Below are 24462 nucleotides of genomic sequence, written 5' to 3' on the forward strand. Positions count from 1 at the left end.
GCATTTGAGATATGACAACACGACAGGACCTCATCGCCGCCGCCTCCCGCTATGTCACGGAGGGCGGACTGGAAACCGATCTCGCACGGCTTGTGGCGCACAAGTCGGTCAGCCAGTCCGAAGGCAAGCCGGAAGACCTGATGGCCTATCTCACTGGTGAGATGGAGCCGATGCTCAAGTCCATGGGTTTCGACGTGGCCATTCACGCCAATCCCCGTCCGGGTGGCGCGCCGCTGCTGACCGGTGTGCGCATTGAAGACCCGGCCCTGCCCACCGTGCTGGTCTACGGCCATGGCGATGTATGCAATGGCGAGGCGCACCGCTGGCGCGAAGGCCTCTCTCCCTTCGTGCTGACCCGCGAGGATGACAAGCTCTACGGGCGCGGCACCGCCGACAACAAGGTGCAGCATCTCATCAACCTCAAGGCCATCGAACTGATTCTCAAGGAGAAGGGCCGTCTCGGATTCAATGCCAAGGTCATCATCGAGATGGCCGAAGAGACCGGTTCCTATGGCCTCAGGGATTTCTTTGAGGCAAAGAAGGACCTGCTCGCCTCGGACGTTCTCATTGCATCGGACGGGCCGCGCCTTGCCGCTGATACGCCGACCATGTTCATGGGCTCGCGCGGCGGCATGGGTATCGATCTCACCGTCGATCTGCGCCCCTCGGACCACCACTCGGGCAATTTCGGCGGGCTGCTGGCCGATCCGGCCATCATCCTCGCCCATGCCATTGCCTCGATCACCGACAAGCGCGGACAGATCCGCATCAAGGAATGGCTGCCCGATAGCCTGACGCCGGATATCCGCGCCGCGTTGAAGGATCTGCCGCCCCGCCGCCATGATGCGGATTGGGGACAGGAAGACCTGACACCTTCGGAGCGCGTCTTCGGCTGGAACTCGGTGGCCGTGCTGGCCATGGCCAACGGCAATATCGATGCTCCGCAGAACGCCATTTCCGGCAAGGCAAAGGCAACGATCCAGCTGCGCTTTGTGGTCGGCACGGATGTGGAAAGCATCATCCCTGCCCTGCGCCGTCATCTGGACAAGGAAGGTTTCCCGCAGGTCGAGGTGAAACCCTCACGCGGCGAAGGCTTCCGCGCCACCCGTTTCCCGCCGGATCATCCGTGGGTCAAATTTGTGGAGCAGTCGCTGGCGGAAACGGCCGGCAGGAAGCCACATGTTCTGCCGAACCTTGCCGGATCCCTGCCCAACGACGCCTTCACCGAAATCCTCGGTCTGCCCACCATCTGGGTGCCCCACTCCCACGCCGAATGCGGCCAGCACGGCCCCAACGAGCACGTGCTGCTGCCGGTGATGGAAGAAGGCATGCGGCTGATGACCGGTCTGTTCCTGGACATCGCGGAAAAAGGCCAATCCCTGCCGCGCCGGGGGTGAGAGGGAGCGAGGGGATGCGGAGGCGAAGTCATTATTCCCGATGCCATCCCATCCGCAGCGGTCGCCCCGGGCGGAACGAAGCGAAGACCCGGGGACTACTCGCTCCCAGAGCGGTCATTGTAACTGCGGAAGGTGCGGCAAGCTCCTGATGTCACCCGGGCTTCAGTTCAGCAGATTTCGGCATCTCTCTGCAAACGAGTAGGCCCCGGCTCGCGCTACGCTTGGCCGGGGTGACCCAGTGCCTGTTGGCGTCGCAATGCCAGCTCGAGGCAGTTCGGCTTGCAGTTCCTGTAAGTTCCCCCATTCACGCTTGCGTGAGCCTCCATCCCATGCCCGGCTTCCCTTGTTGGTTCTCCCAGCACACGCCCCATATGCGAATGACGCTGCGCGCGGCTCTGCCGCGTGCTCAAACGTCTTGTTCAAGCTGCGGAGATCCTTGATGCCCCTGTCACGCCTCTTCCCCCTTGGTCTTGCCGCGCTCATGGGCTGCGCCGCGCCTGCCGCCCTCGCGCAGGAAACCGTCCGCTCAAGAGCCGCAGATTTCAGGATCGTGGAAGTCGCCGGGGATCTGGAGCATCCCTGGGGCCTAGCCTTCCTGCCCGATGGGCGGATGCTCGTCACCGAACGGCCGGGCCGCCTGCGGATCGTGGGCGCCGATGGCAGCCTGAGCGCGCCGCTCAAAGGAATGCCAGAGATTTATGACAGCGGTCAGGGCGGGTTGCTGGATGTGATCCTTGATCCGGACTTTGCGGCGAACAGCACCATCTACTTCTCCTACTCCACCCCGGTGGAGCGGCGCGGCACCACGCGCATCGCCAAGGCAAAGCTGACGGATACAGGACTTGAGGACGTGACCGTTCTCTTCACCGCGAAGACGAAGGGCTCGAATGGCCGCCACTTCGGCTCCCGGCTTGTCTTCGGGACGGACGGCTATCTCTATGCCAGCATCGGCGACCATGGCGCAGACGATACGGCGCAGGATCTGTCGCTGCACTCGGGCAAGATCATCCGCATCACGAAGGATGGCGCACCTGCGCCGGGTAATCCCTTCCTCGACACCGCTGGCGCGCTGCCGGAAATCTACACCTATGGCAACCGCAATCCGCAGGGCATGACGCTGACGCCAGATGGCGAGATCTGGGCGAACGAACACGGGCCGCGCGGCGGCGATGAAGTGAATGCCATCAAGGCCGGGCTCAACTTCGGCTGGCCGGAAACCACTCACGGCCGCGCCTATTCGGGCTTGCCTATGGGCGAAGGGCCGGAGAAGGAGGGCGTGACGCCGCCGATCCAGGTCTATGTGCCGTCCATCGCGCCGTCCGGCATGGCCTTCTATCAGGGCGATGCCTTCAAGGGCTGGCAGGGAGACCTGTTCATGGGCGCCTTGGCGCTCACTCACCTCAACCGGCTCGACATGAAAAACGGCGAGATCGTGGGTGAGGAACGGCTGCTGGAAGACAAGGGCTGGCGCATCCGCGACGTGCGGACTGGCCCGGACGGCTTCCTCTATCTGCTGACGGATGCAGAAGACGGCAAGCTGGTTCGCCTTGAGCCAGCCAAATAACCTCAGTATCCGCCAGCCGAACCGCCATCAATGGTCACGCGGCTGGCGGTGATGCCATCGGGACCGGTGGAAAGACCGGCAGCGCCGCCGCGCACCTGCGTGCCATTTTCCGGGCTGGAGGTGATCACCGCACCGCCAACGCCGACCGAGGCGCAGCCCGCCGGAACAAGAGCGGCGGCCATCAGGACCGCAAGGGCAAAGGCGCGGGGCGGAACTGGAAGAAGGCGCATCATCAGGCTTCCTGTGTCTGGAATGGACTGATCTGTATCCTCACTGGCGGATGAAACCACAGAGGCGCAGATCGTCGTCATTCCGCAGCATGCAGACGCGCATGGCAAAGATGCGGCAGGATGAAAGGCGTTCCGGGCGGCGGCACGGCACCGACGCGCAAGGGACAGGAATAGACCTCGGACAGAACCTCGGTCGTCAGCGTTTCGGCGGTCGTGCCGCAGGCAATCACCTTCCCCGCTTTCAGGGCAAGCACACGCCCCGCATACATCGCCGTGAGGTTGAGATCGTGCATCACGGCCACGACACCGCCCCCGGCCCGCGCATAATCTGCGGCCAGGTCCATGATCATCAGCTGGTGGTGAATGTCGAGGCTGGCGACAGGCTCGTCCAGGAACAGCCAGCGCGGCCCTTCCGGCCCCACTGGTTCCCAGATCTGGCACAACACGCGGGCAAGCTGCGCCCGCTGCTGCTCGCCGCCCGACAGCGACTGATACTGCCGCCCGCCGAAACCGTTCAGACCCACCCGAGCCAGCGCCTCGCGCACGCGGGAATCCGGCGGCGGCACTCCCGCGCCGCCCAGCCGCACCAGTTCGGTCACGGTCAGCGGAAAGGCGATGGCCGAGCTTTGCGGCAGAACGGCCCTGAAGCGCGCGAGCACATGGGCCGGAACACGGCGCAGATCATGGCCGTTCAGATAGACGTCTCCGTCATACCGGTGTTCACCGCAGATGGCCTTGAGCAGCGTGCTCTTGCCGGATCCGTTCGGCCCGGCAATCGCCGTTACCTCGCCTGCCCGCGCCTCGAAGGAAATCTGCCGCACGATGTCGCGCCCGGCGAGCGAAACGGTAAGGGTCTTCACATCCAGCGTTGCCATGTCCGTCACCTCAGCGCAAAGCCCCGCCGTTTCAGTAGGATCCAGAGGAAGAAGGGCGCGCCAGCCAGTGCGGTCAGAATGCCGATGGGCAGTTCGGCGGGCGTCACGATGGTGCGTGCCACCGTGTCGGCAAGAAGCAGCAGGCTTGCCCCCAGCAGCGCAGATGCAGGCAGAAGGTAGCGGTGATCCGGGCCGATGGTCAGGCGCAGCAGATGCGGTACGACGATGCCGACGAAGCCGATGCTGCCGCTGACGGCCACACCGGCCCCGGTCGCCGCCGCAACGGCGACGATGCACAGCCGCTTCAACCGCTGCACGGGAATGCCCAGATGCCCCGCCGCCGCCTCGCCCAGCACCAGCGCGTTCAGCCCGCGCGCCATGAAAGGCATGAACACAAGCACGGCGGCGATCACCGGTGCGCACATCAGGATCTTGTCTGATGTCGCGCCCGCGAGCGATCCAAGAAGCCAGAAATTGATATCCCGCAGCTGCTTGTCGTCGGCTGTAAAGATCAGGAAGCCGATGGCAGCCTGCGCAAGGGCTGCGACCGCGAGCCCCGCCAGAAGCATGGTTGCCACATCCGTGTAGCCGCCGCGCGTGCCGATCCGGTAGAGCAGCACCGTCGCCCCCAGCGCACCAAGGAAGGCAGCAAGGGGCAGCGCGAGAATGCCCAGCGAAGCCATCAGACCGGCCGGCAGCCAGGACCCGGCGACGATCATCAGCGCTGCTCCAAGTCCGGCCCCTGACGAGACGCCAACAATGCCGGGATCGGCCAGCGGATTGCGGAACAGCCCCTGCATCAGCACGCCGGAGACAGCCAGCCCCGCGCCGATGAAGACGCCCACCACCATGCGCGGAAAGCGGATATCGGCGAGGATGATCCGGTTGCGCAGGGCCAAGGGGCCCTCGCTCTCGCGGCCTGTGAGAATGCCGAGAAGCGCATCAAGGCTCGCAAGGCCCGTCGGGCCGGTCATCAGCGCCAGCAGGATGGCGAGGATCAGGAGGACGGAGAGCCCGGCAATCACCAGCCGCGCCCGCCCGCTGCGGTCTCCTTCAAGAGGCCCGTGCACGGCGGCGACTGTCTCAGCTGCTGTCATGGCCATCTGCCGGTTCCTCACTGGCCCGCCGCTGCGGCCTTGTCAAAGGCGGCCGAAAGCTCGCGCACGGCATCGGCAGTGCGTGGCCCGAAGCCGATCATGAACAGCCCGTCCATCCGCACGATGTGCCCGGCCTGAACTGCCGGTGTCAGCGCCAGGGCTGCATTGGCACGCATCTGCTCCAGGGTCGCATCATGCTGCCCGCCGCGCTCCATCATCAAAATGATATCCGGCTTTGCCTCCGTAACCGCCTCATCGCTCAGCGGCTTGTAACCGTTGAAACCGGAAACCGCGTTGACGCCGCCGGCAAGCTGAATGACAGCGTCGGCAGCCGAGCCTTCACCGGAGGCCATGATGCGGCCGCCTTGCATGGACAGGATGAAGAGCACGCGCGGCTTCACCTGCCGCTTGGCCGCAGCTTCCGCCACAGCCTTGAGATCCGCCTCCAGCTTCACCGCCAGGTCCTCGGCCTTGTCCTCCAGCCCCAGCGCCTTGCCCACCACGCGCACCTTTTCGGCAACACCTTCTGCGGTGTAGCGGTCCGGCACCATGACGAGCGGCACACCGGCCTTCTTCAGCACATCCAGCGCTTCCGCCGGGCCGCTGCCTTCAATGACAAGCAGGCCATCGGGGGCGGCCGCCAGCACGCCTTCCGGCGACAGCGCGCGCATGTAACCCGTGTCGGGCAGCGCCAGCGCCTCCGGCGGATAGGAACTGGTGCTGTCGCGCGCCACCAGACGCTCTTCCGCGCCAAGGGCGTAGACCACCTCCGTCACGGCTCCACCAACGGAGACGATACGCTGGGCTTCAGCCAGAGAGGCAGGCTCCTGCGCACGGGCTTCAGGTGCCGTGAAGCCAAGACCAAGACACAGCAGCGCTACGGCCATGGGCGTGAGCGGCAGGCTGCACGGACGGGAGAGAGAGAAAAGCACACGCATCATCTTATCCTTGCAAGGCGCCGGGCTCATTCGGCTGCAAACGGCAGCACCGCTGTCTGAGAAACAAGGCGTGGCAGATGCTCCACCAGTTCGCGCCAGTCGCCGCGCTCATGGTTGCCTTCACCGCGCACGCCGAAGAACTGGATGATCAGATTGCCATCAGCGCCATAGGCTTCCAGCGACGTCACATGCCCCACATCAGCGCCCTTGCGCACGGCCCAGATCTCGCTGATGTGGTCAAGCCGCAGATGCAGATGGAAAGCCGGGTCCATGACATTGATCCACGGCCCCATCTCCTTGATGTTCATCACCGGACCGGAGTGGATCTGCACGCATCCCCGGTTGGCGACGAAACACATCAGCGGAATGGCATTGTCGGACACCAGCCGCAACATGACGCGGATGCTGTCGCCATCCACCTGCCAGGCCTTGTCTTCGCCCGCCAGCGCCAGCGCATTGATGCGTTCGATGTCGAGTTCACGCAGGATGTTGAAGAACTGGTGCGGGTCATTCATGGCAGACCAGCGGCTGCGCAGGTCATCCGCCTTGCTGCCATCGAGGGGGCGGCGAGGCTCAGGCTGCGGGCGCAGGGGGACTGTGCCGAGGCCCGGCGTCTGGTCCAGCAGCATAAGGCGGTCCACCAGCGCCTCGTAGGCCTCCACATTGGAAGCGGCGCGCAGATGCACCTTGAACACGGCCTCTCCATGAGCGTCGAACACCTGCAGGCTGCGGCGCGGCCCCTGATCAGAGGGCTTTTCCACCGCAAAGGCATGCACCCAATGCGATGGGAACATGCGGGTGTCGATCTGGCTGCCCAGCATCAGGCCGGTGCGGGTGCCGTTCACGAATTTTTCAAATAGCCCGATCTTTTCATGGACGGCGCTTTCGTTGCGGGTCAGAGCCATCACCTCCCCCACAGCCCGCATGCCCTCGCAGATGCCAGCCATCGAAGGCTCGACACGGCGCACGCCATGGCCGCAAAACGAGGCCACAAGCTGTGCTTCGCTGATCCCCAGTTCCTGCGCCAGATCGCGCTCGCGGCGGTCCGGATTGGCGCTGACAGCGGCGCGGATCTCCTCCGGCGCCAGATCGCGATAGGCAGTAGACGTCATCGTTTCCCCCGGTTTGCTGGGTGCTGCTGCTGGGAGCAGGCAAGCGTTCGCGCCTGCTAACGCCAAGCCCTTGCAGAACGCGTTTCAAGCATGGTGCGTGATGGGAACCGGCGGCCGGAAGCTGGGGTCTTGCCTGGCAGGCCCGCCGTTCTGTTCAGATTCATCCGGCGGCCCAACCGCGCAAGATCCCGCAAAAATGCTGATCCGCGACAGGATTGCCACGCCGATAGTTGACTTCAATATTCATCTTTTGTATCGACCGCAATACCTGAATACGTTAATCAGGTTTTAGCGTTTGACAGTTCAGCGAGCGAGCCCTTTGCCAGCCAGCGAGACACACCAGAAAGAGGCACATCAAATGACTCGCGGACGGGGCACGGCAGGGTATTGGCTGAGCGGCGTGGCGCTGATTGCGCTCGCATATGCTGGCAGCGCAAATGCGCAGCAGGCACCAGTGGCAGAAAAGGCAGCAGACAAGCCGCAGGCCACGACGTCACTGCAGAAGATCGTTCTCGGCGCCGGACAGGAAAAGGTCGCCATCGATACCCCGCAGGCCGTGACGGTGATCGATCAGGAGCAGATCGACAACGCCCAGGCGACGACCATCGGCGGCATTTTCAGCCAGACACCGGGCATCACCGTGGTCGGCAGCGACCGCATCGGCGGCCAGGCCTTCAACATCCGCGGCATCGGTGATCTGGGGTCGGCGGACGAATCCAAGATCATCATCACGGTCGACGGCGCCAACAAGTTCTTCGAAATGTACCGCATGGGTTCCTTCTTCTCGGACCCTGAGCTCTACAAGCGTGTCGAGGTTCTGCGCGGCCCTGCCTCCTCCACGCTGTATGGAGCCGGCGCCCTTGGCGGTGTCATCAATTTCGAGACGAAGGATGCTTCCGATTTCCTTGAAGAAGGAGAAAAGGTTGCCGTCCGCCTGAAGACCGGATTTGACAGCAACAAGAACGGTCTGATGACTTCCGCCATTGCCGCCATGCGGCTTGGCCCCAATACCGAAGCCCTGATCAATGGCAACTTCCGCCGCTCGTCCGACTACGAGACGGGCAATGGCACCCGTGTGGTTGGCTCGGCTTTCGACAGCTTCTCCGGCCTCGCCAAGGTCACCCATCACTTCGGCGAGAACAACGAGCAGTCGGTGCGCCTGTCCTATGAGCGCTGGCAGAGCGACGCGGACAACACCGCCTATTCACAGACCGGCACGCTGGATGCCTTCGGAAACATCGACCGCGAGATCACTGACCAGACTGTAGTTCTGGCCTATGCGAACCCGGCCAGCGACAATCCGTTCCTGGATCTGAAGGTCAATCTCTCTTTCTCCGACACGCAGGTCGAACAGACCAACGCCCGTGCGCCGCGGAGCTCCATGATGCGCTCGCCGGAGCTGTTCTACGATGCCGACTACGGCTACCGCACCTGGCAGGCCAAGGCGGAGAACACCTTCGAGTTCAAAGGTGACACCTGGGAAAACTATCTGACTGCGGGCACGCAGGTCAGCTACCAGGAGCGTACCGCAAGCACCAAGGGTGGCACGGGCTGGATCGACTTTCATCCGGAAGGCACGGACACCAAGATCGGCGTCTTTGCGCAGAACGAGTTCATCTGGAACGACCGGCTGACCATCACTCCGGGCATGCGCCTTGACTATGTGACCGTGCGCCCGGACAGCGTGATCCCGAACGCATCAACCCAGTCCGACTACGCCTTCTCGCCAAAGCTCGCCGCGCTCTACAAGTTCACTGACAGCTTCTCGGTCTTCGGCTCGGTTGCGCGTACCGAACGCCTGCCGACACTGGACGAACTGTTCTCGACAGGCCCGCGCAACGCGACCTATCCCGGCGGGCGCAGCGTCAGCCTTGACCTGAAGAAGGAGGAATCCTTCAACTACGAGGCCGGCGTTGCCATCAACCGGCAGAACCTGTTCCAGGACAATGACAGCATCGCGCTGAAGACCACCGGCTTCTACAACGATCTGACGAACCTGATCACCACCGGTCCGCAGCGCCAGCGCACGGCTGTGCCTTACTATGTGAACGTCCACAGCGCGCACATCTACGGCGTGGAACTCGAAGCCGCGTATGACTCGCACTACGTGTTTGCCAGCGCCGCCTACAGCTGGACGCGCGGCAAGAACGAAACCACCAATACCGCACTGACAACCATTCCGGCTGAAACGGTTGCCCTCACGCTTGGCGGCCGTATCCCGGACTACAACGTCAATTTCGGCTGGCGCGCCAATTTCACCGGCTCTGCCGATGCTGGCGCCACCACAGGCCCCTTCCCCGGCTATGCCCTGCATGATGCCTTCGTGAACTGGAAGCTCGATGAGGGCCAGTTCAAGGGACTGGAGCTGCGCGCCTCCGTCGAAAACATCTTTGACAAGCGCTACCGCAACAATCTCTCCGGCGATGACGGCAAGGGGCGCACGTTCAAATTGTCCGTCAACAAAAAATTCGGATGGTGACATGACACTGGCACGCAAATTCGAAGTGATCGCAGCCGCCGCGCTGTCGGTCTCCACCCTCTCCGGTGTAGCTCTGGCCCAGATAGGCCCGGCTGCTGCAGAAGGGGTCAAGCTGGAGCTGAACCGGGCGGCGGACGCGGGCAATGGCTGCCTGCTGACCTTCGTTGCCACCAATGGCACCGGGGCAGCGCTGGAGACGGCAGGCTTCGAATTCGTGCTTTTCAACAAGGAGGGACTGGTGGACCGCATGACCGTCTTCGACTTCGGCGCCCTGCCGGAAGGAAAGACAGTGGTCCGCCAGTTCCAGATCCCGAACCAGCCCTGCACGGGCATCGGTTCCATTCTCGTCAACGGCGCATCCGGCTGCAAGACAGCCGCTGCCAGCCCGCTGTGCAGCGCGCCGCTGACCACCACAAGCCGCACTGACATCGGCTTTACCCGGTAAGGACACGGACATGCTGGATTCTCCCTATCTCGCCCCGATCTTCAGCTTCATCGAGCTTGGCGGCTCGGTCGTCGCCATCATCGGGCTCATGTCGGTTGTTGCTGGCGCCATTGTCATTGCCAAGTTTGTCCAGTTCGCCCGCTTCCGCACTGCCCGTCCGGGCCGGGCCCGGGAAGCAGCAGCTCTGTGGCGGGCTGGCCGGCGCAAGGAAGCGCTGGTGCGCCTGGCGCGCCCCGTCAGCGCCGCAGAACATGCGGTCGTCACCGCCATGCGCCTGACGGCAGCCGGCCAGATGGACCGCAGTGCCATCGAGGACGAAATTGCCCGTGTGGCAACCCAGCAGCTGCATTCGCTCCAGTCCGGCACCCGTGCCCTGGACAACATCGCCCAGCTGGCCCCGCTTCTGGGTCTGTTCGGCACGGTTCTGGGCATGATCGACGCCTTCCAGGCGCTGCAGAATGCGGGAGATGCGGTTGATCCGTCGATCCTCGCCGGCGGCATCTGGGTGGCTCTGCTGACCACCGCAGCGGGCCTTGCCGTCGCCATGCCGGTGGCCGCCCTGCTGGCCATGTTCGAATCCTGGATCGAGGCTGAGCGCGTTGCGGTTGAGACCCTGAGCGCACAGGTTCTGGTGGATGTTGCCCATCATGACCACGAGCGCCATGTGCCTGCCGCTCAGGACGGTGCTGCACTCGGGAAGGTTTCCCATGCGCATTGACATGCCGCAGCGGCGCAGAAAGCCGCTGTCGATGACCTCCCTCATCGACGTGATCTTCCTGCTGCTGCTGTTCTTCATGCTGTCGACCACCTTCACCCGGTTTGCGGGGGTGGATCTGGGCAAGCCCGGTCAGGCTGGCGGCGGCGCCTCCGGCACTCCGGGCATCCTCGTTTTTGTCGAGGCCGATGGCCTGCGCATCAACGGCATTCCGGTGTTGCCTGAGGAGATGCAGGAACGGCTGTCTGACCTGCAGGAAAAGGGTGCGGCCTCCGCCCTCGTTGTCGCCCGCGAAGGGGCCAACGCCCAGGCACTGATCGACACCGTCCAGACCGTGCGCCGCCTTGCGCCGGCGCTCACCCTGCACGTCGCCCGCTAACGGCTGCGGAAGCAAGGAGCTACAGACATGGCTGTGCGGATCCCGCGCGAAAAAAACAAGCGGCAGATGGAGACCACCATCTCGCTGATCAACATCGTATTCCTGATGCTGATTTTCTTTCTGGTCGCAGGCCAGCTTGCGCCTCCCGCCGACAAGCAGGTGGAACTGGTGGAGACCACGGATGCGGAAAGCCTGCCGCCGCCGGAGGCGCTCTATGTGCGCGCGGATGGCACGCTGGTGTTCCGCGGCCAGCCCACGGATGCGGCTTCCTATATCGCCGCCAACCGGCTGCCCGCCGAGGGGCCGGACAGCCTGCTGAAACTCGGTGTGGACCGCAATCTTGATGCGGCACGTCTCGTGGAAATCGTTGACGAACTCTATGCCGCCGGTGCGCCGGCAATCCGTGTCGTAACGCGGAAGGCAGGCACGCAATGAAACTGAAACCCTGGCATCTCGCAGCCGCTCTGCTGGCCTCCGTGAGCCTTCATTTCGGCGCGGTCGCGCTGACGGTGGATACGTCCGAGGAACCGGCCCTGCTGGAAGGGGGGGGCGGTGGTTCCGTCTCCATGCTGGGCGAAGCCTATACGGACATGCTGACTGCGGGTGATCCGGACACGGCCAACGCGGTTGCCGCCGAGTCACCCGACACGCTGGCGCCGGTTGATCCCGACGCGGCCGAGCCAGAGGCGCAGGAGCAGGTCAACCCGCAGGAAACTCCAGTGCAGGAAGCGGTCGAGACACCTGTTCAGGAACCACTGCAGCAGGTGGCGGAAGTCCAGCCTCAGGACATCAAGCCGCAGGAAATTGCTCCCGTGGAAGAGCTGGCGATCCAGCCGCTGACCAGCGCGGAGGCCATCGCGCCGGTCAACGAGGCGCCGGAAGAGACCGTGACCGCAATCGAGCCTGTTCCCGTGCCGGACATGCGGCCGAAGGATCTGCCCGTCAAGGTGGGCGAGGCAAAGCCCGTGCAGCCGGTCAAGAAGACCCAGACGAAGAAGCCGGAAGCGCAGCGACAGCCAAGCACGCAGAAGGGCAAGAGCCGCGCCAACGCGGTTCAGGGCGCTGGCGGCGCCGCAGATCAGGTAGCCTCACAAGGCAGCTCCGAAAATCAGGGCCGGTCAACGGTCCTCGGCAATTCGGACCGCACGAACTACAAGGGCCAGGTCCAGCGCGCGCTGCAGCGGGCAATGCGCCGCGTCCGTTCGCGGGATGCAGGCCTTGCTACCGTGTCCTTTGTTGTCAGCAAGGATGGCAGCGTCTCCTCCATTCGCATCTCCCGCAGCTCTGGCAATCCGCAGGTGGATGAAGTCGCGCTGGAACTCGTCCGCCGCGCCGCGCCCTTCCCGCCCATTCCGGCAGAGGAAGGCAGACCGACATGGAATTTCAATGTTCCCGTCGAGATCACGCGCCGCTAAGCTGAACTAAATGGCTTGCCTCCCGTGACGGCGGGCCATCAGATAGAGAGAGCGGAAAGTACCAATGCCTGAACCGGAAGATGCCACGATGATGATTGCCTGCGACGGGCTTGATCCGGCCCTGCGCGGCACCCGGTGGCAGCACCGCAAAACGGGCGGCATCTACCGGATCGTTGGCAAATGCCGGATCGAGGCCACGGGCGAAGAGGCCTTCCTCTATCAGGGAACAGATGGCACCATCTGGGCCCGCCCCTGCGGCGAATTCATGGACGGGCGGTTCGAGCCTCTGGACGCCAACTGAGCCTCAGGCCGCAACAATCCTGTCTTCAAGGCGGAAACGGAAGATACGGGTGATCTGGGCCAGTGCGGTTTCAAATTCGGACTGCGGGCTATTGCCAAGCCTTGCCTCGAAAGCATCAAGGATCATGTGCTTCGTCGCGCCTTTCACCGCAAAGATGAACGGGAAGCCGAAGCGGGCACGGTAGGCATCGTTGAGGGCAGTGAATCGGGCAAACTCATCGGCCGTCAGCCGGTCAAGGCCCGCCCCCGCCTGCTCCTTCCGCGAATCCTCTGCAATGTCCCCCGCTATCGCCGCCCTGCCCGCCAGATCCGGATGGGCCTGGATCAGCGCCAGTTTCTCTTCATGCGAAGCGCCCTGCATCGCTGCTTCAAATGCGGCGATCAAATCCTCCCGCCGGACAAAAGGCCCCGCTGCAAAGGCGGCTTCCGCCACCCAGGGCGAATGCTCGGCCACATCGCCGAAGGCAGCCATGAAAGCCTCAAACTCAAGCGTCGCAAGCGAAGCTTCAGGGATGGGAAAGGCAATCGGCGTGGCGGACATGTGGGTGTGCTCCAACTGTCTTTTGTCCCGGTCCATTCACTTGTTCTGGGCGATCCAGCGGCCCAGTTCCTCACGCTGTTCCGGCGTCATGCCTGTTTCATTGCCAAGCGGCATGGCATCGGACTGGACCGCCTGCACCATCACCTGATCCGCATAGCGGCGCAGCTCGGCCAGCGTCTCAAGATGGATACCCTTGGGTGCTTCACTGAAGCCCTCATGCGTCGGCGTAGCAGCATGGCACATGGCGCAATTGTTGCGGATCAGCGTCAGCGCCGTTGCATCGGAGACAGAATCGCCGCCGGAGAAGTCGCGCGGGGCGGTCATCACCAGCGCTGCGGCAAAGCCAAGCGCGGCAATGGGAAGGCTCCACCAGTAGCGGTTCAGCGGATCACCCGCCTCATGCCGGTTGAGGAAATGCCGCACCATGCCGCCCATGAGCAGCACGAGCCCGACGAGAAGCCAGGCCTGCGGATGGCCGGTCAGCATGGGATAATGGTTCGATACCATCATCAGCAGCACGGGCAGTGTCAGGTAGTTGTTATGCACCGAGCGCTGCTTGCCCATCTGGCCCAGCTTCGGGTCCGGGGCCTCGCCGCGCAGCAGGCTGGCGACGATCTTCTTCTGGTTCGGAATGATCAGGCCGAACACGTTGACGGCCATGATCGTGCCGATGAATGCCCCCACGTGGATCAACGCGCCGCGCCCTGAGAACACCTGCGTGAACATGTAGGAGGCGCCCATGATGAGCCCGAAGACACACAGCGCCAGCAGCGGCGTGCTGCGGCCGATGGGTGAGCGGCACAGCCCGTCATAGATGAACCAGCCCGCCACGAGACTGATCACCGAGATCAGAACCGCCTCTGACGGCATCATCTGAAGCTTATTCACATCAATGAGATAAGATGATGCATTAAAGTAATACTGCACCACCAGCAGGGCAAATCCGGTCACCCAGGTGAGATAGGCCTCCCACTTGTACCAGATGAGATCCTGCGGCAGGTAGGCCGGGGCAACCGTGAATTTCTCCACGTGATAGAACCCGCCGCCATGTACCTCCCAGGCCGTGCCATAGACGCCTTCGCGCATGCCTTCCCGCTTGCGCAGCGAAAGATCGAGCGCGATGAAATAGAAGGATGTGCCGATCCAGCCGATCCCCACCACCAGATGGGCCCAGCGGAAAAGCAGATTCAGCCATTCAGCGGCAAAGGTCATGGTCATGGGCAGGCTCTGGAACGGAATTGTTATTATCTGAAAGACATGCGCGGCCCTGCCGGAACGCCCGGCCGCGCACGGTCACGGTGCAAGAGCAATCAGGCCCGCAGGTTCGGCACCTGCGGGCTGCTGCTCTCCTTACTGCGGCAGCTTGTCGTCGATGCCCTTGACGTACCAGTTCATCCCGAGGATGGCGCCATCGTCGAGACGCACGCCGTCAGCAGCGGCTTCCGAACCGTCCTGCTTGGTGATCGGGCCGGTGAAAGGCTCCCAGCCGCCCTTGATCTTCTCTTCCGTGGCCTTGGCCATGGCGACAACATCGTCCGGCAGGTTGGTGTAAGGCGCCATCACGACATGGCCCTCTTTCAGGCCGTGCCAGGTCTGTTCGCTCTTCCAGGTGCCGTCGAGGACAGCCTGAACGCGTTCGATGTAATAGGGAGCCCAGTCGTCCACGATGGCCGTCAGCTGCGATTTCGGCGCGAAGTTGATCATGTCGGACGCCTGACCGAAGCCAACAATGCCCCGCTCCTCGGCCACCTGCAGCGGCGCTGTGGAATCCGTGTGCTGCGAGATGACGTCAGCGCCCTGATCCATCAGAGCCTTGGCAGCATCGGCTTCCTTGGCCGGATCGAACCAGGAATTGGCCCAGACGATCTTGACCTTGAAGTCCGGGTTGACCGACTGAGCACCAAGCATGAAGGCGTTGATGCCGGAGACCACTTCCGGGATCGGGAAGGAGCCGATGTAACCGGCGGTGCCAGTCTTGGACATCTTGGCTGCAATCTGGCCAATGATGTAGCGGCCTTCATGGAACTTGGAATTATAGGTCGCAACGTTTTCAGCGGTCTTGTAGCCGGTTGCATGCTCGAACTTCACGTTCGGATACTTCTGCGCCACCTTGATGGTCGGGTTCATGTAGCCGAAGGAGGTGGTGAAGATGATGCCGCAGCCTTCACGGGCAAAGCGCTCGATGGCGCGCTCGCTGTCCGGGCCTTCCGGCACGTTTTCCAGATAGGCGGTCTCAACCTTGCCGGCAAAATGCTTCTCGACAGCCTGGCGGCCCTGGTCGTGCTGGTAGGTCCAGCCGAAGTCACCCACCGGGCCGATGTAGACGAAGCATGCCTTGAGGTCGGCAGCCTGAGCAGTTGCAAGCGAGCCCGCCAGTGCGGCGGCGGCGACAGTGGCTTTCAGCAGAGTCTTCATTTTGACACTTCCCCTTCGGTTCTCGTTGGGACCGGGTATGCAGCGGGTCCAAAGATGGCGGCCGGGACCGGACCCCATTGAGGTCCCGGCTCGGACCGGATGTCAGCGATCCGGCACGAACGGCTTGCCGAGGCAGGCCGGCGTATTCACGAGCGTCAGGCGCCTGTTGGCAGAAATCAGCACCAGAACGATGATGGTGGCGAGATAGGGCAAGCTCGACAGAAGCTGCGAGGGAATACCCATGCCCTTCGCCTGCGCATGGAAGGTCAGCACCGTGACCATGCCGAAGAGATAGGCGCCGGCGACAACGCGCCAGGGCAGCCAGGAGGCGAAGACCACCAGCGCAAGCGCGATCCAGCCGCGCCCCGCCGTCATGTTCTCCACCCACTGCGGCGTATAGGCGAGCGACATGTAGGCGCCCGCAAGACCGGCACAGCCGCCGCCGAACAGCACTGCCAGAAAGCGCACCTTGAGCACCGAATAGCCAAGCGCATGGGCCGAGGCGTGGTTGTCGCCCACGGCGCGCAGGATCAGCCCCATACGTGTGCGGGTCAGCATGTAGGAAACACCGGCCACCAGGGCGAAGGCGAGATAGACCACGGCGTCCTGCCCGAACAGCACAGGCCCCAGGAACGGCAAATCGCTCAGGAGCGGGATCTCAAGCTTCGGCAGCTTGAGGCCCGGAACCCCGATGAAACTCTCACCCACGAGCCCCGACAATCCGAGACCGAAGAGCGTGAGCGCCAGTCCGGTGGCCACCTGATTGGTGACAAGGCCCAGCACCAGCGCGCCGAACAGGGCCGACATGGCCATGCCAGCCGCAATGGCTGCGAAAATGCCGAGCGTGCCGGAGCCGGTGAGATTGGCGGCGGCAAATCCGGTCACAGCACCCATCACCATCATGCCTTCCACGCCCAGATTGAGAACGCCGGAACGCTCGACAACCAGCTCGCCGATGGCCGCCAGCAGCAATGGCGTTGCCGCTGTGATGACGGTGAGAAGAATGGCTTCAAACATGGGCGCCCTCCCCGGCATTTTCAGAAAGCACCTTCCGGTGCAGGCGGACGCGGTAGAAGATCAGGGTGTCGCAAGCGAGCACGAAGAACAGCAGCATGCCCTGCACCACGCTGGCAATCTTGTCGGAGATGCCAAGCGACGCCTGAACGCTTTCCCCGCCGATATAGCTGGAGGCCAGAACAACACCTGCCACGACAATCGCCAGCGGATTGAGACGGCCAAGGAAGGCAACGATGATGGCGGTAAAGCCGTAGCCGGGCGAGATGGCGGGCAGCAGCTGGTTCAGCGAGCCGGACACCTCCATGATGCCAGCAAGGCCCGCCAGCGCCCCTGAAAGCGCAAAGGCGAAGACCGTCATACGCTTGGCCGAGAACCCGGCGAAGGCGCCTGCACGCGGGCTCTCACCCAGCACACGGATCTGATAGCCGCGCAGCGAACGCGACAGCACCACCCACAGGAACAGCGCGACACCCATTGCCACGAAGACCGACACCGACAGACGGCCAAGGCCAAGGGACGGTAGCGTGGCGGATGCGGAAAACAGAGCCGTCTCCGGGAAATTGAACCCTTGCGGATCGCGCCAGGGGCCACGCACCAAATAATCGAGCAGCAGGTTGGCCACATAGACGAGCATCAGGCTGGTAAGGATCTCGTTGGTGCTGAAGCGCGTCTTCAGGATGGCCGGGATCATGGCATAGGCTGCCCCGCCAAGCGCACCGCAGAGAAGCATCACGGGCAGAGTGTAAAAGCCCTGCAGTTCCGGGAACATGACCGGCAGGATAGACCCGGCAATGGCGCCGGCCACAAACTGCCCTTCAGCGCCGATGTTCCAGTTGTTCGACAGGTAGCAGACGCTGAGACCGCAGGCGATCAGCACCAGCGGCGTCGCCTTCACCAGCACTTCCTGCAGGGACCAGGCTTCCGTCAGTGGCTCGATGAAGAACCGGAACAGCGCTTCCAGCGGATCCGCGCCGGACATGGCAAACAGGACAGCCGCACAGACCATGGTCAGCATCACGGCGATCAGCGGGGAAACGGCGGTCATCAGCCCGCTGTGTTCGGCGCGCTTGACGAGTTCAATACGCATCACGCGCCCTCCCTGGATAGATTTACAGATGCAGGCTTTTCCGCATCACCCGCCATCAAAAGACCGATACGCTCCAGCGTCATGGATGAGGCCGGCTCTGCCTGCGACAGGTGCCCGCGGGAAATGACAGCGATGCGGTCGGCAATCTCGTAGATTTCGTCAAGATCCTGACTGATGACCAGAACCGCCGATCCCTTGCGGGCGAGGTCCAGCAGGCACTGGCGGATGAGCGCTGCGGCTCCTGCATCCACCCCCCAGGTCGGCTGATTGACTACCAGAATGCCGGGATTGCGGCTCAGCTCGCGGCCAACGACGAATTTCTGCAGATTGCCCCCTGAAAGCGAACGCGCCTCCGGATCATCATGGGACATGCGGATGTCATAGGCCCGCGTGATGTGCTTTTCCATCTCGCCTGCGCGGCCATAGGCAGCAAAGCCGGAACGGACCAGATCATCGCCGGTAGAATGACGCGTCAGGATGATGTTGTGCGACAGGCGCATGCCGGGCACAGCGCCGTGCCCCAGCCGCTCCTCCGGCACGAAGGCCGCCCCGCGCTGGCGGCGGCGGGTGACACTTTCATTGCCACAAGGCGTGCCGTCGATTTCCACCATGCCCTGTGCACTGCGCCGCTCTCCGCTGATGGCATCGAACAGCTCGCCCTGCCCGTTTCCCGCGACACCGGCGATTGCCACGATTTCTCCGGCCCGCACATCCAGATTGACGCCCGCCAGCGGCACGGAGAAAGGCGTAAGCGGGCTTGTCTCAAGATTGCGCACGGCAAGCCGCACCGGCCCGCTGCCCGTCAGCGCGCCGGAACTGGTCACATGCGAGACATCGGCTCCGACCATCATGCGGGCAATCGAGGCGGGGGTTTCCAGCGCCGGGTCGCATTCGCGCACGAAGCGGCCGTGGCGCAGGATAGTGGCGTGGTGGCAGATGCGGCGCACCTCGTCCAGACGGTGGCTGATGTAGAGCACTGCGCAGCCTTCATCTGCCAGGCGCTTCAGCGTCACGAACAGCTCGTCTGCCTCCTGCGGGGTCAAGACGGAGGTCGGCTCATCCATGATGATCAGGCGCGGGGCCTGAAGCAGGCAGCGGACAATCTCGATGCGCTGGCGGATGCCGACCGGAAGATCGGCAACGAGCGCATGCGGGTCCAGCGGCAGGCCATATTCACGCGAAACCTTTTCGATCCGTGCGGCCAGGTCACGCATCGCGCCAGGTTTCGGAAGAGCCAGCGCAATATTCTCGACAACACTCAAGGCTTCGAACAGGGAGAAATGCTGGAACACCATGCCGATGCCAAGCTGCCGGGCGGCGGCGGGGCTGTTGATTCGGACCTGGCGCCCGTCCCATTCGATCGTGCCAGCGTCAGGCTGCAGAGCGCCATAAAGGATCTTCACCAGCGTGGACTTGCCCGCACCGTTTTCACCCAGAAGCGCGTGGATTTCACCCTTGTTGACGGTGAGATTAACCGCATTGTTGGCCGCGATGGTGCCAAAATGCTTGCTGATGCCGCGCGCATTCAGCAGCGGCGCACCTTGCGCCCGCCGTGCCATGCCCCCAGCGGCCTGCTGCCCATCTGCGGTCTGATCGAGACTGCCCACTCCACATTGCCCCTTCTGCCGTCGGGTTCACCCCGCGTTATTGACCGGCTGCTGCCCCTGCGCAAGAGGCTGATTGTATAGACCTTCCAGCTTTACTGCCTCATTTTTAATCAGGATTTCAACTGCAACAGACGCGGCAATCGCAGCCGGCAGCTTGGATTTCACGCCGCAGGTGCCAATTGGACAGACCAGCCGGTCAACCTGCCGCCCCTGAAGGCCCCGGCGGCGAAGACGGTTCATGAACCTTGCCCGCTTGGTCTCGCTGCCAATGACACCAACGTAGGGAAAACGGTCCTGCGCCAATGCAGCCGCAGCGATATCCTCATCCAGCGCATGGGAGTGTGTCATGATCAGAATGAAGGCACTGTCCGGCGCGTCCTTGAGCAACTCCGCCGGCCGGCCAGCGCTGACATAGCGCAGATTTCCGGGCATTGCGGGCGGGAAAAGATCCGCCCGGCTATCAATCCAGGTGACATCGAAGGGAAGCGGCGCCAGCGCCAGCACTACGGCCCGGCCGACATGACCGGCGCCGAACAGCCAGACCGGCTGAAGCTCGGGCCCGAAGCGCTCTGTGATGACGCCCTCCGCAAGCAGGAAATCCGGCCCGGCGGGCAAATCTCCCAGCAGCTGCCGCTGCAGCGGAATGCCTTCCCTCTCGAATACGGCCAGGACCGCCAGCTTACCGCCGCGCTCCTCCTGCGCATGGACCAGCACCCGTACGGCCTCGATATCCTCTGCCGTGAAATGCTCCAGCGCCAGATCAACCCGCCCGCCGCAGCATTGGCCAAGATCCGGCCCCAGCGACACCCGCCGGAAGACGAGCCCCCTGCGGCCTTCGCGCATGCCGGAAAGCGCCCATCGGATCGCCTCGAATTCCAGCGTTCCGCCGCCGATCGTGCCGGAAATGCTGCCATCCGCGCGCACGGTCATGCGGGCACCCGCCTCACGCGGGGCGGATCCGGCCGATGCTGCGACGGTGACGAGGCAGCAGGCCCCGTCCTTGCGCAACTCATCCAGAATCCGCCGCCAGAGGATCATCGCGCCCCTCCTGCCTGCCGCATGGCCTGAACCGCCTTCAGGATCGCTTCGGGCGTGGCTGGCGCATCCAGCTGCGGCACTGTGCCCGGACGCAACGAGGCGACCGCATCGGTGATGGCGCAGAAGACGGAGTTGGCGAGCATCACCGGCGGCTCGCCCACCGCCTTGGAGCGGTAGATCGTCTCCTCCGGATTGCCCGGTGAAGCATAGAGCGCGACGTTGAACTCGGCCGGCGTGTCCGATATGGCCGGGATCTTATAAGTGGAGGGTGCATGGGTGCGCAGGCGCCCCTGCTCATCCCACACCAGTTCTTCCGTCGTCAGCCAGCCCATGCCCTGAATGAACCCGCCTTCGATCTGGCCAATGTCGATGGCCGGATTGAGCGAGCGGCCCACGTCGTGAAGGATATCCACCCGGTCCACGGTCATCTCGCCGGTCATGGTGTCGATGGTGACTTCGGATGCAGCAGCACCATAAGCGAAATAGAGGAACGGGCGTCCGCTGGCGCTCTCGCGGTCCCAGGTGATCTTGGGGCTTGCATAGAAACCGGCATCGGACATGTGGACGCGGCCCATGTGGGCAAGCTTGGCGAGTTCCGCCAGGCTTATGACATGGGTTCCGGCGCGCACCTGATTGTTCGCAAAAACCACCGTCTCGGGAGAGCAGTGAAAGTGCCCGGCCGCAAAGGCGATCAACCGGTCCTTGATGGCGCGGGCGGCATTGCGTGCGGCCATGGCGTTGAGATCGGTGCCGGAGGAGGCAGCCGTCGGCCCGGTGTTGGGCACCTTGCCGGTGGAGGTGGCGGTGATGATCACCTTGTCGAGGGTGACGCCGAATTCCTCGGCCACCACCTGCGCCACCTTCTGATAAAGCCCCTGCCCCATCTCGGTGCCGCCATGGTTCAGCTGGATCGAACCATCGGTGTAAAGATGCACCAGCGCCCCGGCCTGATTGAGATGCTTCAGCGTGAAAGAGATGCCGAATTTCACCGGCGTCAGCGCCAGCCCCTTGCGCAGCACGTGATTGCGGGCGTTGAAGGCGCGCACCTCTTCCCGGCGCTGCCAGTAAGCGGAAGTGGCCTCGAGCTGCTCCACGATAGTGTGCAGTGTCTGCCACTCCTCCACCACCATGCCATAAGGCGTCTGGTTGCGGGCCCAGTCATAGAAATTGCGCTTGCGCACTTCCAGCGGGTCGAGCCCCAGCGTGATGGCGATGGCATCGATCATCCGTTCTGCCGCCAGCATGCCCTGCGGTCCGCCAAAGCCGCGGAAGGCCGTGTTGGAACAGGTATCGGTGCGCAGGCGGCGGCTGCGGATCTGGGCATCGGGATAGAAATAGCTGCTGTCCGCATGGAACATGGTGCGGTCCACCACCCCCAGTGACAGATCCGCCGAATAGCCGCAGCGGGCAAAGAAAGTCATGTCCACGGCGCGGATGCGGCCCGTGTTGTCATGGCCAACAGACCAATCGACACGGAAATCATGCCGCTTGCCGGTCATGATCATGTCGTCGTCCCGGTCGAGCCTCAGCTTGCAGGGCCGGCCCGTAACGCGGGCGGCGAGTGCGGCAAGGCAGGCCCACTGGTTTGCCTGCGATTCCTTGCCGCCAAAGCCGCCGCCCATGCGCCGCACATCGACTGTCACCAGCGCATCGGACACGCCCAGAACCTTGGCCACCACATGCTGTACTTCGGTCGGATGCTGGGTGGAGGAATGAACCTGAACGGCCCGCTCCTCGCCAGGAATCGCCAGCGCAATCTGGCCTTCGAGGTAGAAATGCTCCTGTCCGCCCACATGAAATGTGCCGGATTGCCGGTGTTCGGCGCTGGCCAGCCCTGCTTCCGGAGCGCCACGGCGGAACTGGTAGTCCGGCAGCACGGTCACATCGGCGGCGATGGCGTCTTCAACGGAGATGATCGGCGTCTGCGGCCCCACATCAATCTGCGCAAGGCGCGCGGCGCGGCGCGCAGCATCCCGGCTGGTGGCAACGACGGCAAAAGCCACCTGCCCATAGAACAGGATCTCCTTGTCCGCCAGTACGGGATCGCCGCCAAAGGAGGCCGAACAATCGTTGAGGCCCGGCACATCGGCAGCGGTCAGCACCGCCACCACACCCGGCGCATTGCGCACGGCGTCCAGATCCATCGCCAGCAGCGGCCCGCGCACCGCATGGCGCGCCCAGCCCGGCACCACATGCAAGGTGCCCTGCGGCTCCGGCATGTCGTCGATATAGACCGCCGTGCCGGTGACATGCCGTTCGGCGCTGTCGTGGGGCAGCGAGCGGTGCACATGGGTCAGCGCCTCTGCGCCTTCCATGATCGCGGTGTCATGCGGCGCATTCATGATCGCCTCCTTGCGGCTGAAGCGCGAGCAGGCGCAAGGGCTCTGCGGGTCCGGCGATTTCCATCAGGGCCTTGGCCAGCAGGGACCGGGCCACTTCCATGCGGTAGGCTGCACTCGCGCGCATGTCTGTGATCGGCTTGAAATCGTCCTGCAGCCCCCGGATCGCCGCACCCCAGGTGGCAGGATCGTCAATCCGCGCCCCCGTCAGCGCTGCCTCTGTGCCCAATGCCCGGCGCGGAGTGGCCGCCATGCCGCCAAAGGCGATGCGGGCTGCGGTGATCGCGCCCTCCACCACCGTCAGATTGAAGGCGGCCATGACGGCGGAAATGTCCTGATCAAACCGCTTCGACACCTTGTAGCAGCGGAAATGCTGGTCGGAGCCCGGACGCGGCACGAAAATGCCGGCCACGAATTCGCCCGGCTGCCGGTCCTGCTTGCCATAGTCGATGAAGAAGCTCTCCAGCGGCAGATCGCGCAGATTGTCGCCCTGCTGCAATTCGATGCTGGCGCCAAGGGCAATCAGCGCCGGTGGCATGTCGCCGATGGGCGAACCATTGGCGATGTTGCCGCCAATGGTACCCGATGCACGGACTTGCTTTGACCCGATGCGCCCAAGCAGCACGCCGAGATCCGGCGACAGAGCGCGCAGCGCCGGTTCGGCCGCCGCATAGGTGGCGGCAGCGCCAAGAATGATACCCTCTCCCGTCACTTCCACCCGGTCCATCCCGGCCACATGGCCAAGCCAGATGATGCGCGGCAGGGTCTTCAGGCTCTTGGTGATCCACAGGCCCACATCTGTGGCACCCGCCACAAGCGTGGCATCGGGAAACTGGCTGTAGAGCGCGGCAAGGCCTTCCACTGTCGCCGGAGCGGCAAAAAAGCTATCGGTGGAACCGATGAACACATCCCGGGAATCGGCGAGCCGCCGCAGCGCCTCACGGGTTTCGGCTGCACGCCAGGAGAAGACGTCATCCGCTGCCTCAAAACAGCTCGCCAGTGCCGCGTCGATGATCGGCCGGTAGCCGGTGCAGCGGCAGAGGTTCCCCGCCAGCCATTCCGTCACTGCCTTGCGGCTCTTTTCCATGCCTTCCGCGTGATAGAGCGTGAAAAGGCTCATGATGAAGCCGGGCGTGCAGAAGCCGCATTGCGAGCCGTGCAGATCACGCATCGCCACCTGAACCGGATGCAGGCGGCCATCGGCAGCGAGGTCCTCCACCGTCACCAGCTCCGCCCCGTCGATCATGCCGAGAAGCTGGATGCAGGCATTGACCGGCTGATAGGTCAGCCTGCCGCCAATCACCCGGCCAAGCGCAACTGTGCAGGCGCCGCAGTCGCCTTCACCGCAGCCTTCCTTCGTGCCGGTCGCCCTTTCGGTGAGGCGCAGATAGTCGAGCACCGTATCCATCGGCCCGATATCCGTAAGCTCCACCACTTTTCCTGCCCGCAGGAAGCGGATCGTGTCCCGCATG

Annotated in this window: 23 protein-coding genes; 9 read left to right on the forward strand and 14 right to left on the reverse strand. The window is 63.6% G+C overall.

From position 1 onward, the window contains the following. Positions 1-11: 11 nt before the first annotated feature. The gene (locus tag V6L75_RS01435; protein ID WP_334249751.1) at positions 12-1397 is read left to right on the forward strand and encodes a M20 family metallopeptidase; all 1386 of its coding nucleotides are present in this window, start codon (positions 12-14) and stop codon (positions 1395-1397) included. Positions 1398-1836: 439 nt separating this feature from the next. Then, complete coding sequence (locus V6L75_RS01440) at positions 1837-2961, forward strand: PQQ-dependent sugar dehydrogenase (RefSeq protein ID WP_334249752.1); 1125 nt, start codon at positions 1837-1839, stop codon at positions 2959-2961. Between the two features lie 2 nt (positions 2962-2963). On the opposite strand, the gene V6L75_RS01445 is transcribed toward V6L75_RS01440, so the two are convergent. From V6L75_RS01445 to V6L75_RS01465, 5 genes are all read right to left on the reverse strand, one after another. Next, positions 2964-3194 (reverse strand): hypothetical protein, encoded by a 231-nt coding sequence (locus V6L75_RS01445; RefSeq protein ID WP_334249753.1) that lies wholly within the window; start codon positions 3192-3194, stop codon positions 2964-2966. Positions 3195-3268: 74 nt separating this feature from the next. Then, positions 3269-4066 (reverse strand): heme ABC transporter ATP-binding protein, encoded by a 798-nt coding sequence (locus V6L75_RS01450; RefSeq protein ID WP_334249754.1) that lies wholly within the window; start codon positions 4064-4066, stop codon positions 3269-3271. Positions 4067-4071: 5 nt separating this feature from the next. Next, entirely contained in the window at positions 4072-5169 is a 1098-nt protein-coding gene (locus V6L75_RS01455) for a FecCD family ABC transporter permease (RefSeq protein WP_334249755.1), read from the reverse strand. 11 nt (positions 5170-5180) lie between these two features. Beyond that, entirely contained in the window at positions 5181-6104 is a 924-nt protein-coding gene (locus tag V6L75_RS01460) for a heme/hemin ABC transporter substrate-binding protein (protein ID WP_425498643.1), read from the reverse strand. A 23-nt stretch (positions 6105-6127) separates the two neighbouring features. Then, positions 6128-7213, reverse strand: a complete 1086-nt coding sequence (locus V6L75_RS01465; protein ID WP_334249757.1) for a hemin-degrading factor — start codon at positions 7211-7213, stop codon at positions 6128-6130. 358 nt (positions 7214-7571) lie between these two features. Here V6L75_RS01465 and V6L75_RS01470 point away from each other — a divergent pair, with 358 nt between their 5' ends. From V6L75_RS01470 to V6L75_RS01500, 7 genes are all read left to right on the forward strand, one after another. Further along, positions 7572-9692 (forward strand): TonB-dependent hemoglobin/transferrin/lactoferrin family receptor, encoded by a 2121-nt coding sequence (locus V6L75_RS01470; protein WP_334249758.1) that lies wholly within the window; start codon positions 7572-7574, stop codon positions 9690-9692. A 1-nt stretch (position 9693) separates the two neighbouring features. Next, positions 9694-10137, forward strand: a complete 444-nt coding sequence (locus tag V6L75_RS01475) for a hypothetical protein (RefSeq protein WP_334249759.1) — start codon at positions 9694-9696, stop codon at positions 10135-10137. Between the two features lie 10 nt (positions 10138-10147). Continuing rightward, on the forward strand, positions 10148-10855 hold the full coding sequence (locus V6L75_RS01480) for a MotA/TolQ/ExbB proton channel family protein (protein ID WP_334249760.1): 708 nt from the start codon (positions 10148-10150) through the stop codon (positions 10853-10855). Further along, positions 10845-11231 (forward strand): biopolymer transporter ExbD, encoded by a 387-nt coding sequence (locus V6L75_RS01485; protein WP_334249761.1) that lies wholly within the window; start codon positions 10845-10847, stop codon positions 11229-11231. Before V6L75_RS01480 ends, V6L75_RS01485 begins: the two co-directional genes overlap by 11 nt. A gap of 27 nt (positions 11232-11258) precedes the next feature. Further along, entirely contained in the window at positions 11259-11666 is a 408-nt protein-coding gene (locus tag V6L75_RS01490; RefSeq protein WP_334249762.1) for an ExbD/TolR family protein, read from the forward strand. Continuing rightward, a complete protein-coding gene (locus V6L75_RS01495; protein WP_334249763.1) occupies positions 11663-12646 on the forward strand; it encodes an energy transducer TonB family protein in 984 nt (327 codons plus the stop codon). Before V6L75_RS01490 ends, V6L75_RS01495 begins: the two co-directional genes overlap by 4 nt. Before the next feature lie 64 nt (positions 12647-12710). Beyond that, positions 12711-12947, forward strand: coding sequence for a hypothetical protein (locus tag V6L75_RS01500; protein WP_334249764.1), 237 nt, complete (start codon positions 12711-12713; stop codon positions 12945-12947). A gap of 3 nt (positions 12948-12950) precedes the next feature. Here V6L75_RS01500 and uraD read toward each other — a convergent pair whose 3' ends face one another. The 9 genes from uraD to xdhA all read right to left on the reverse strand — a co-directional run bounded on the left by uraD (position 12951) and on the right by xdhA (position 24461). Continuing rightward, positions 12951-13487 carry a 2-oxo-4-hydroxy-4-carboxy-5-ureidoimidazoline decarboxylase gene (uraD, locus tag V6L75_RS01505; RefSeq protein ID WP_334249765.1) on the reverse strand — a complete coding sequence of 179 codons (537 nt, stop codon included), beginning with the start codon at positions 13485-13487 and terminating at the stop codon, positions 12951-12953. A 36-nt stretch (positions 13488-13523) separates the two neighbouring features. Continuing rightward, a complete protein-coding gene (locus V6L75_RS01510) occupies positions 13524-14705 on the reverse strand; it encodes a urate hydroxylase PuuD (protein ID WP_334249766.1) in 1182 nt (393 codons plus the stop codon). Positions 14706-14837: 132 nt separating this feature from the next. Continuing rightward, positions 14838-15902: a BMP family ABC transporter substrate-binding protein gene (locus tag V6L75_RS01515; RefSeq protein ID WP_334249767.1), complete on the reverse strand. Its 1065-nt coding sequence runs from the start codon at positions 15900-15902 to the stop codon at positions 14838-14840. 102 nt (positions 15903-16004) lie between these two features. Continuing rightward, entirely contained in the window at positions 16005-16919 is a 915-nt protein-coding gene (locus V6L75_RS01520; RefSeq protein ID WP_334249768.1) for an ABC transporter permease, read from the reverse strand. Next, positions 16912-18006 (reverse strand): ABC transporter permease, encoded by a 1095-nt coding sequence (locus V6L75_RS01525; protein WP_334249769.1) that lies wholly within the window; start codon positions 18004-18006, stop codon positions 16912-16914. The genes V6L75_RS01520 and V6L75_RS01525 overlap by 8 nt, the downstream gene beginning before the upstream one ends. Beyond that, entirely contained in the window at positions 18006-19565 is a 1560-nt protein-coding gene (locus V6L75_RS01530) for an ABC transporter ATP-binding protein (protein ID WP_334250007.1), read from the reverse strand. Before V6L75_RS01530 ends, V6L75_RS01525 begins: the two co-directional genes overlap by 1 nt. A gap of 75 nt (positions 19566-19640) precedes the next feature. After that, positions 19641-20651: a xanthine dehydrogenase accessory protein XdhC gene (gene xdhC, locus V6L75_RS01535; protein WP_334249770.1), complete on the reverse strand. Its 1011-nt coding sequence runs from the start codon at positions 20649-20651 to the stop codon at positions 19641-19643. Further along, complete coding sequence (gene xdhB / locus V6L75_RS01540; RefSeq protein ID WP_334249771.1) at positions 20648-22993, reverse strand: xanthine dehydrogenase molybdopterin binding subunit; 2346 nt, start codon at positions 22991-22993, stop codon at positions 20648-20650. The genes xdhC and xdhB overlap by 4 nt, the downstream gene beginning before the upstream one ends. Further along, positions 22977-24461 carry a xanthine dehydrogenase small subunit gene (gene xdhA, locus V6L75_RS01545; protein WP_334249772.1) on the reverse strand — a complete coding sequence of 495 codons (1485 nt, stop codon included), beginning with the start codon at positions 24459-24461 and terminating at the stop codon, positions 22977-22979. Before xdhA ends, xdhB begins: the two co-directional genes overlap by 17 nt. Position 24462: the final 1 nt, after the last annotated feature.

It is taken from the genome of Pannonibacter anstelovis, from assembly GCF_036881715.1.
GTDB classification, from domain to species: domain Bacteria; phylum Pseudomonadota; class Alphaproteobacteria; order Rhizobiales; family Stappiaceae; genus Pannonibacter; species Pannonibacter anstelovis.